8 protein-coding genes are annotated in these 8,706 nt (G+C 75.5%); 3 read left to right on the top strand and 5 right to left on the bottom strand.

Annotation, left to right across the window (positions count from 1 at the left end; all coding sequences use genetic code 11):
• Both VIM19_02630 and VIM19_02625 read right to left on the bottom strand, forming a co-directional pair.
• On the bottom strand, nt 1–625 hold a 625-nt coding region (locus VIM19_02630), incomplete at its 3' end, for an ROK family protein (protein HEY5183806.1).
• Nucleotides 622–1,800 carry an FIST N-terminal domain-containing protein gene (locus VIM19_02625; GenBank protein HEY5183805.1) on the bottom strand — a complete coding sequence of 393 codons (1,179 nt, stop codon included), beginning with the start codon at nt 1,798–1,800 and terminating at the stop codon, nt 622–624. The genes VIM19_02630 and VIM19_02625, both read right to left, overlap by 4 nt.
• A 93-nt stretch (nt 1,801–1,893) precedes the next feature.
• Between VIM19_02625 and VIM19_02620 the strand changes: the two genes are divergently transcribed.
• A complete protein-coding gene (locus VIM19_02620) occupies nt 1,894–3,279 on the top strand; it encodes a sigma 54-interacting transcriptional regulator (GenBank protein HEY5183804.1) in 1,386 nt (461 codons plus the stop codon).
• 29 nt (nt 3,280–3,308) lie between these two features.
• Here VIM19_02620 and VIM19_02615 read toward each other — a convergent pair whose 3' ends face one another.
• Nucleotides 3,309–3,809 (bottom strand): heavy metal-binding domain-containing protein, encoded by a 501-nt coding sequence (locus VIM19_02615; GenBank protein HEY5183803.1) that lies wholly within the window; start codon nt 3,807–3,809, stop codon nt 3,309–3,311.
• A 34-nt stretch (nt 3,810–3,843) separates the two neighbouring features.
• On the opposite strand from VIM19_02615, the gene VIM19_02610 reads away from it, so the two are divergent.
• Nucleotides 3,844–5,808 (top strand): hypothetical protein, encoded by a 1,965-nt coding sequence (locus tag VIM19_02610; protein ID HEY5183802.1) that lies wholly within the window; start codon nt 3,844–3,846, stop codon nt 5,806–5,808.
• Between the two features lie 26 nt (nt 5,809–5,834).
• A complete protein-coding gene (locus VIM19_02605; GenBank protein HEY5183801.1) occupies nt 5,835–7,037 on the top strand; it encodes an MFS transporter in 1,203 nt (400 codons plus the stop codon).
• A gap of 69 nt (nt 7,038–7,106) precedes the next feature.
• Here the strand turns inward: VIM19_02605 and VIM19_02600 are convergent, their stop codons facing one another.
• Nucleotides 7,107–8,468, bottom strand: coding sequence for an amidase (locus tag VIM19_02600; protein ID HEY5183800.1), 1,362 nt, complete (start codon nt 8,466–8,468; stop codon nt 7,107–7,109).
• The coding region (locus tag VIM19_02595) for a glutamate mutase L (GenBank protein HEY5183799.1) at nt 8,465–8,706 on the bottom strand (242 nt) is incomplete at its 5' end. The genes VIM19_02600 and VIM19_02595, both read right to left, overlap by 4 nt.

Raw genomic sequence — 8,706 nt, 5'->3', positions numbered from 1 at the left:
CGGTCGGGCGCCAGCCCTGCTCCTCCGCCCAGCGGGCCAGGTTCGGGCCGGCGGCCACCGCCTCGAGGCAGCCGACGCCGCCGCACACGCAGTCCGGCCCGTTGGGGTCGACCACCACGTGCCCGACGTGGCCGGCGTTGCCGTGCGCGCCGTCCACCACCCGGTTGCCCAGCACCAGGCCGCCGCCGACCCCGGTCGACACCACCATGCCGAGCAGATGCGCCTGGCCCCTGCCGGCGCCACGCGCGTGCTCCCCCACGGCGACGCACACCGCGTCGTTGTGCACCCGCACGGGCACCGTCGAGAACCGCTCGGCCAGCCGCGGGCCCAGCGGGAAGCCCCGCCAGGCCGGGATGTTCAGCGGCGAGACCACCCCGGTCGGCCAGTCCATCGGCCCGCCGCAGCCGACCCCGACACCGGCGACGCCCCGCGGCCCGACGGACGCCGTGACGATGTCCACCAGGCTCATGAGGGCCGTCCACAGCGTGTCGGCGTCGGTGCGCGGGCCGCGCGGAGTGCGGGTGCGCGCCGCCTCCCGGATCCGACCGGTCGAGTCGACCAGCGCCGCGGCCAGCTTGGTCCCGCCGACGTCCAGCGCCAGCACCGGCCGGTCGTCGGTCGTCATGGCGCGGGCTCCGCGGCGCCCACCACGAGCAGGGTGACGCTGAGCGCGTGCAGGTGGTTGCGGCCACCCACCGGCCCGATCTCACCGGCCGCGAAGAACCCGGCCACCGCCGAGGTCCGCAGGCCGGACCGCACCGCCCGGACGTCGTGTCCAGCGTCCCCGAACAGGCCCTCCCCGCGGCCGTCGCAGGAGAACAGCAGCGCCCCGTCCACCGGGTCCAGCTCGCCCCGATCCCGGAACCCGGCCAGCGCGCCGGCCAGGTCGGTGGCCGCGGCGTCCGCGTCACGGACCTGCAGCTGCACCGTGCACCCCACCGGCAGGACGTCGGCCACGACGATGCCGTCCCGTGCCACGTCGAAGCCGAGGATCCCGCGCACCAGGAAGTCGCCCTGCCCCCGCTCGTCGGCGTACTCGTCCATCGACACCCCGACCTGCAGGCCGAGGGTGGCCAGCGCCTGCTCGTCGGGCGGCAGGGTCGAGATGATCTGCTTGACCAGGGCCAGTGCGGGCGAGCCGGCCAGGCCCAGCAGCACGTTGCCGTCGGCGGCGGTCACGGTCATGAGCGGTCCGACCGGGCGGCAGCCCTGGCTGACGACGGTCCGTACCCCGGGGGCGTGCCCGATCACCACGCCCACGGCACCACGGTGGACCACCCGCCCGTCGACGAGCAGCCGGGTCGACCCGGACGCCGCTCCGGAGGCCAGCCCGCCCACCACGCTGAGCCCGGGCAGCGCGTCGTTGGTCTGCAGCACGAACCCCTCGGAGGGGAAGCTCCACGGGTCGGCCAGCAGCAGCGCCACCTGGTCGTCGCAGTGCTGCTGGGGCAGGCCGAGCACGGCCATCGACTCGGGGCTGCGCAACACCTCGAGGTGGAAGGCCCGTAACCGGGCCCCCGGCAGCGCCGCCGTCCAGACACTCACCCCTGAGCGGTGCTGGACCGCCTGGCCGGCCCCGATGACGCCGCTAGCCGTGCAGCCCACCGAGGTCCGCGCGCCGGTGCGCTCGGCGGCCAGCTGCAGCGCCGCGGCCACCTCGTCGGGGTCACCGCCGGCCGCGAACACGCAGGCCAGGTCGGGCGGGCGGCCGTCGAGGGCCGCCACGGCAGCGTCGGCCGCCTCCACCGCGACGGACTCGAGGTCCGTCCCTACGGCGAGTCCGTCCCCGCAGCGCGCCACGGGGCCATCCCACCACGGGGGCGGGCCGCGCGCGCCCGCAGCGGGCCAACTGTCCCCCGTGCGCAGGACGGCGAGGCGACGTACCGTCAGCGGATGACGCAGCCGCCGACCACGCTGGGTGCCCTGCGCTCGTCCGGGCACGTGCACCGCAGCGTCAAGGAAGAGATCCGCGCGAACCTGCTGGCCCGGCTGGCCGACGGCACGGACCCGTTCCCCGGCATCGTCGGGTTCGACCAGACCGTCCGGCCCGAGCTGGAGCGGGCGCTGCTCGCCGGTCACGACGTCGTCCTGCTCGGCGAGCGCGGCCAGGGCAAGACCCGGCTGATCCGCACCCTGGTCGGGCTGCTCGACGAGTCGACCCCCGCGGTCGCCGGCTGCGAGATCAACGACCACCCGTACGAGCCGGTCTGCGGGCGCTGCCAGCGGCTGGCCGCCGAGCTGGGCGACGAGCTGCCGGTGGCCTGGCTGCCCCGCGAGAACCGGTACGGCGAGAAGCTGGCCACCCCCGACACCAGCGTCGGTGACCTGATCGGCGACGTCGACCCGATGAAGGTGGCCCAGGGCCGCACCCTCGGCGACCCGGAGACCGTGCACTACGGACTGGTCCCGCGCACCAACCGGGGCATCTTCGCGGTGAACGAGCTGCCCGACCTGGCCGAGCGGATCCAGGTGTCGCTACTCAACGTGCTGGAGGAGCGGGACATCCAGGTCCGCGGCTACCAGCTGCGGCTGCCGCTGGACCTGCTGCTGGTGGCCAGCGCGAACCCCGAGGACTACACCAACCGCGGCCGGATCATCACCCCGCTCAAGGACCGGTTCGGCGCCGAGATCCGCACCCACTACCCGCTGCGGGTGCGCGACGAGGTGGACCTGATCGGCCAGGAGGCGCACCTGGTGGCCCGGGTGCCGGCCCACCTGCTCGAGGTGCTGGCCCGGTTCACCCGGCTGGTCCGCGAGTCCCCCGCCGTCGACCAGCGCTCGGGGGTGTCCGCCCGGTTCGCGGTCGCCGGCGCCGAGACCGTGGCGGCGTCCGCGCTGCGCCGGGCCGCCCTGACCGGCGAGTCGGACGCCGTGGCCCGGGTGAGCGACCTGCCCGGCATCGTGCCGACGTTGCGCGGCAAGGTGGAGTTCGAGGTCAGCGAGGAGGGCCGCGAGCTGGAGGTGCTCAACCACCTGCTGCGCCGCGCGGTGGCGGAGACCTTCCGCACCCACCTGGGCGCGGCGGACCTCAGCGGGCTGACCGCCCGGTTCGCCGAGGGCGACACGGTGGAGACCGGCGAGCTGGTGCCGGCCGCCGAGCTGCTCCGACGGGTCGGCCCGGTGGACGGGCTGGGCCGCCTGGTCACGATGCTCGGCGAGGACGAGGACTCCCCCGGCGTGGCCGCGGCCATCCTCGAGCTGGCGCTGGAGGGGCTGTACCTGATGCGCCGGATCTCCAAGGACGAGATCGGCGGCCGGACCGTCTACGGCGGCGCCTGATGCCCTGGTGGCCCGGGCGCCCCCGGTGCTCAGCTCCTGCGCTGCAGCTTCACCGCGGTGCCGTACGCGATCACCTCGTTCATCAGGTTGGCGATCTCACCGGACTCGAACCGCATCGCCAGCACGCCGTTCGCCCCGAGCGCAGCGGCGTTGGCCCGCAGCCGCTCCACCGCCTCGACCCGGCTGTCCGACAGCAGCTGGGTGTAACCCCCCTTGGCCTCCCCGCCGAAGACGGTGCGGAACGACGCCCCCACGTTGCTGAAGGCGTTGCGGGCCCGGACCACCATGCCGAAGATCTCGCCGTACACCTCGACGACGTCGTACCCGGGCGCGTCGTTCGTGGTGACGACGAGCACCGCCGGGCCCGAGTGCCGAGCCAGCGGGGCGCCGACGGCCGCGTCCTGCGGCGTCCCGGTGGCGGCCTCCGGCGGGGTCCGGGTCTGCTCGGTCCAGCGGGCGCCGTCCCAGTACCGCAACCGGCCCAGCTCGGTCGGGTCCCGGTACCAGCCTGCGCCAGGGGTCTCGGTCATCCGCGCACCGTAGGCCGGACCGGAGGGCGCTGAGGTGAGCCACGCCTTCCGGTACGGGCCATACGACGACGGGCCGGACCCGCTCGCCCCGCCGTACGACGTCGCCGAGGCGCTGGACCGGATGGGCGACGACGTCCTGGCCGGGTCCACCCCTGCGGCGGCGCTGCGGGACCTGCTCCGCGAGGGCACCGACGGCCTGCGCGGGCTGGACGACCTGCTGCGCCGCGCCCGGCAGCGCAGCGAGCAGTTGCGGCGCAACAACCGGCTGGACGGCACCCTGGAGGAGGTGCGCGCCCTGCTCGACCGTGCGGTCGGCGAGGAGCGGGCGGCGCTGTTCCCCGACCCCGCGGACGACGCCCGCTTCCGGGAGGCCCAGCTCGACGCGCTGCCCTCGGACGTCGGCCGAGCGGTGGCCGAGCTGTCCGAGTACGACTGGCGCTCCCCGCAGGCCGCGCAGACCTTCGAGGAGCTGAAGGACCTGCTGCGCCGCGAGGTGCTCGACCGGCAGTTCCAGGGCATGAAGCAGGCGCTGCGCAATCCCGACCCGGAGCAGCAGCAGCTGGTCAAGGACATGCTGGCCGACCTCAACGCGATGCTCGAGGCGGACGCCAGGGGCGAGCACACCCCGGCGGACTTCGACGCGTTCATGGACAAGTACGGCGACTTCTTCCCCGACCAGCCGCAGAACCTGGAGGAGCTGGTCGACTCCCTGGCCCGGCGCGCGGCGGCCGCCCAGCGGATGATGAACAGCCTCAGCGCCGAGCAGCGGGCCGAGCTGGGCGAGCTGATGGAGCAGGCGCTGGCCGACCTCGACCTGGCGTCGGCGATGTCCCAGCTGGGCGACGCGCTGCGGTCCCGGCGTCCGGACCTGGACTGGGACGGCCGGGTCAGGATGCGCGGCGACAACCCGCTCGGGGTCGGTGACGCCACCACGGCGCTGGCCGAGCTGGCCGACCTGGAGGGCCTGAGCGAGACGCTCGGCCAGGACTACCCGGGTGCCTCGCTCGCCGACGTCGACGAGGACGCCGTCCGGCGGGCCCTCGGCCGGCAGGCGGTCGACGACCTGGCCAACCTGCGCCGGATCGAGCGCGAGCTGGAACGGCAGGGCTACCTGCAGCGCCGCGACGGCCAGCTCGAGCTGACCGCCAAGGCGGTCCGCCGGCTGGGCCAGACCGCGCTGCGCCGGGTCTTCTCGAACCTGCGCGCGGCCCCCCGGGGCGACCACGACCTGCACGACGCCGGGGCGGCCGGGGAGCTGACCGGGGCCAGCCGGTCCTGGGCCTTCGGCGACGAGCAGCCGCTGGACGTCGTGCGCACCGTGGGCAACGCGGTGCGCCGCGGCGGCCCGGTGGGCGCCGGCGGGCACGTCGAGCTGTCGGTCGAGGACTTCGAGGTCCGCGAGACCGAGCGGCGCACCTCGGCCGCCGTCTGCCTTCTCGTCGACGTCTCCTACTCGATGGTGCTCAACGGCACCTGGGGCCCGGCCAAGCAGACCGCGCTGGCACTGCACGCGCTGGTCTCCACCCAGTTCCCGCAGGACGCCCTGCAGGTCGTCGCGTTCTCCAACTTCGCCCGCGAGCTCACCTCCACCGACCTCGCCTCGCTGGACTGGGACATGGTTCAGGGCACCAACCTGCAGCACGCGCTGCTGGTGGCCGGCCGGTTCCTGGACAAGCACGCGGACAGCGACCCGGTCGTCCTGGTGGTCACCGACGGCGAGCCGACCGCGCACCTGACCCGCGACGGCCGGGCCGCCTTCGACTGGCCGCCGGCGCCGGAGACGCTCGAGCTGACCCTGGCCGAGGTGGACAAGATGACCCGCCGCGGCGCGGCGCTCAACGTGTTCATGCTCGGCGACGAGCCCCGGCTGCGGGACTTCATGGACGAGGTGGCCCGCCGCAACGGCGGCCGGGTGTTCACCCCGGACGCCGACCGGCTCGGCGAGTACGTCGTCAGCGACTTCCTGCGCACCCGGCGAGGGGTGGGCCGCCGGCGCTGACCGGGCCTGCGAGGATGGGCGGCCGTATGCGCACCCTCCGCAACCCCCTCGGCTCCCTGCCGCCCGAGGTGGCGGTCCTGACCGCGGTCGCCTTCTCGGTGGCCCTCGGCTTCGGGATCGTCGCCCCGGCGATCCCGCTGTTCGCCCGGCAGTTCGGGGTCAGCAACTTCGCCGCCGGTGCGGTGATCTCGGTGTTCGCGCTGGTGCGGCTCGTCTCCGCGCCGATCGCCGGGCGGCTGGTCAACCGGCTCGGCGAACGGGTGGTGCTGGCCACCGGGATCGGGATCGTCGGGGTGTCCAGCCTGCTGGCCGGGCTGTCGCACAACTACCCGCAGCTGCTGGTGCTGCGCGGACTCGGCGGGTTCGGCTCGGCCATGTTCACGGTGTCGGCCTTCGCGCTGCTGCTGCGGGTGGTCGGTCCCGACCAGCGCGGCCGGGCCAGCGGCACCTACCAGACCGGCTTCCTGCTCGGCGGCATCGCCGGCCCCGCCTTCGGCGGCCCGCTGACCGCCTGGTCGCTGCGGGCGCCGTTCTTCGCCTACGCGGCCACCCTGCTCGTGGCTGGAACCGTCGCCACCGTGTTCCTCGCGCGCACCGCGCTGCGCGAGCGCGAGGCGGCCGCCCACACCGACCACGCGCCCACCTCCCTCGCCACGGCGATCCGCAGCTCGGCCTACCGGGCCGCGGTGGTGAACAACTTCGCGGTCGGCTGGGCGGTGTTCGGGGTGCGCGCCTCGCTCATCCCGCTGTTCGTCGTCGAGGGGCTGCTGCTTGGCCCGTCGTGGACCGGCGCCGGCCTCGTCGTCTCTGCGGTCGTGCAGGCGGTGGTGCTCATCCCGGCCGGCCGGCTGGTGGACACCCGCGGCCGGCGCCCGTTCCTGCAGGCCGGGGCCGCATTCACGCTGGCCGCCGGGCTGACCATGGCGCTGGCCGGCGGCGCACCGCTGTTCCTCCTCGGCATGGCGCTGTACGGCACCGGCTCGGCGCTGCTCGGGGTGTCCTCGGCGGCCGTCGTCGGCGACGTCATCGGCGGCCGCGGCGGCACGCCCGTGGCGGCGTTCCAGATGGCCTCGGACGCCGGCGCCTTCCTCGGCCCCCTGGTCGCCGGGATCCTCGCCGACACCGCATCCTTCGAGGTCGCGTTCCTGGCCACGGCCGGCGTCTCCGCGCTGGCGCTGCTCAGCACGCTGGTGATGCCGGAGACCCGCCGCGTGCAGCGGCCGGCCTGAGCGGCAGATCCGCCCACCGAGCGCCGTCCCGGACATGTCTCAAGGAATGCGCTCGCCCCCAGCGAGCGCTCAGTACCCCGGAGCCAGCCGGCGCCAGGGGGCCAGCCGCTCCAGCAGCGCGGCCACCCCGAGCAGCAGCGGCTCGCCGCCGTCCGGGGCGACCAGCTGAACGGACAGCGGCGTGCCGGTGCGCGGGTGCACCCCGGCCGGCACCGAGAGGGCCGGGTAGCCGGCGTAGTTCCACGGCGCCGGGTACGGCGCGAAGCGGGCGTCCGCGGCGAACACTCGGGGCCAGGCTCGTTGCCCCCACCGGGCCGCCGCGATCGGCGGCTGCGCGAGGGTAGGGGTCACCAGCAGGTCGAACCGGTCGAAGTACCGGGCCAGCTCGGTGCGGAACGCGTCCCGGGGGAGGTCCTTGACCAGGTTCCGGGCACGGACCTGGTCGCCGAGCCCGACGTGGAAGCGCACCGCGGGGTCCAGCCGGTCGCGGTCCATTCCCTCGGCGTCGGAGGACGCACCGGCGAACCAGCGGGCCAGCACCGGCAGCGGGTTCGCCGGGTAGGGCGGGTCCACCCGCTCGAACGGGTGGCCGGCCGAGGCGAGCAGCTTGACCGTGCGGATCAGCGCTCGCAGGTGCTCGACGTCGAGCGTGACGCCGGTGATCGGGGGCTTCGCCGAGACGGCGACCCGCAGCGGCCGGTCCGGCTCGACGACCACGGCCAGCTCCGGCCGGTCGGCCATCACGGACAGCAGCAGGGCGGCGTCGGCCACTGTGGTGGCCAGCGCGCCGTTCTCGGCCATGCCGTACCAGTCGTTCGGGCCCAGGTGCGCGGGGACCACGCCGCTGCCCGGCTTGATCCCGACCAGGCCGCAGCAGGCGGCCGGGATCCGGATCGACCCCATGCCGTCGGCTCCGTGCGCCACCGGCACCATCCCCGCGGCCACCGCCGCAGCCGAACCGCCGGACGAGCCGCCGGGGGTGCGGGTCGTCTCCCACGGGTTGCGGGTGATGCCGAACGGCGAGTCCGTCACGGCGAAGACGCACAGCTCGGGGACCTTGGTGAGCCCCACGACCACAGCGCCGGCCGCGCGCAGCCGGGCCACCACCGGGTGGTCGGTGGGCTGCGGGAGGTCCGAGGTGAGCGGGGAGCCGTTGCGCAACGGCTCCCCGGCCACCGAGACGTTGTCCTTGATCGCGATCGGGACGCCGGCCAGCGGTGCCGTCGCGAGGTCGGCGCGGGCGGCCACCGCCGCCGCCTCGGCCACGGCCCGCTCGGCCCGCACCACCTGGAAGGCGCCCAGCCGCTCGTCGCGGGCGGCGATACGGGCCAGCGACGCGGACACCACCTCCGGCGCGGACAGCTCCCCGCTGCGGACTCCGGCGGCGATCTCGGTGGCGGTGCTGGGCAGGGCGCTCGGCTCGGCGGTCACGCCTCCGAGCGTACGACCGTCAGCTCGGCCGCGAGCACGGCCGCCGCCGCCTCGGCGTGGTCCGGGGCGAGCAGCCCGGCCGCGGCGAGCACGTAGCGGCGGTCCACGGCCAGCCGGGCACCCGCGGGCACCCGCCAGCCGCCGGCGTGGTCGGACCGGGCCGGCGCCAGGATCTCGGCCAGCCGCTGCTCACTCGCGTGCCGCAGCACGCCGCCGGAGCCGACCACGAGCCGCACCT

Source organism: Actinomycetes bacterium (assembly GCA_036510875.1).
GTDB lineage: Bacteria > Actinomycetota > Actinomycetes > Prado026 > Prado026 > DATCDE01.
This window is presented reverse-complemented; position numbering and strand designations above follow the sequence as displayed.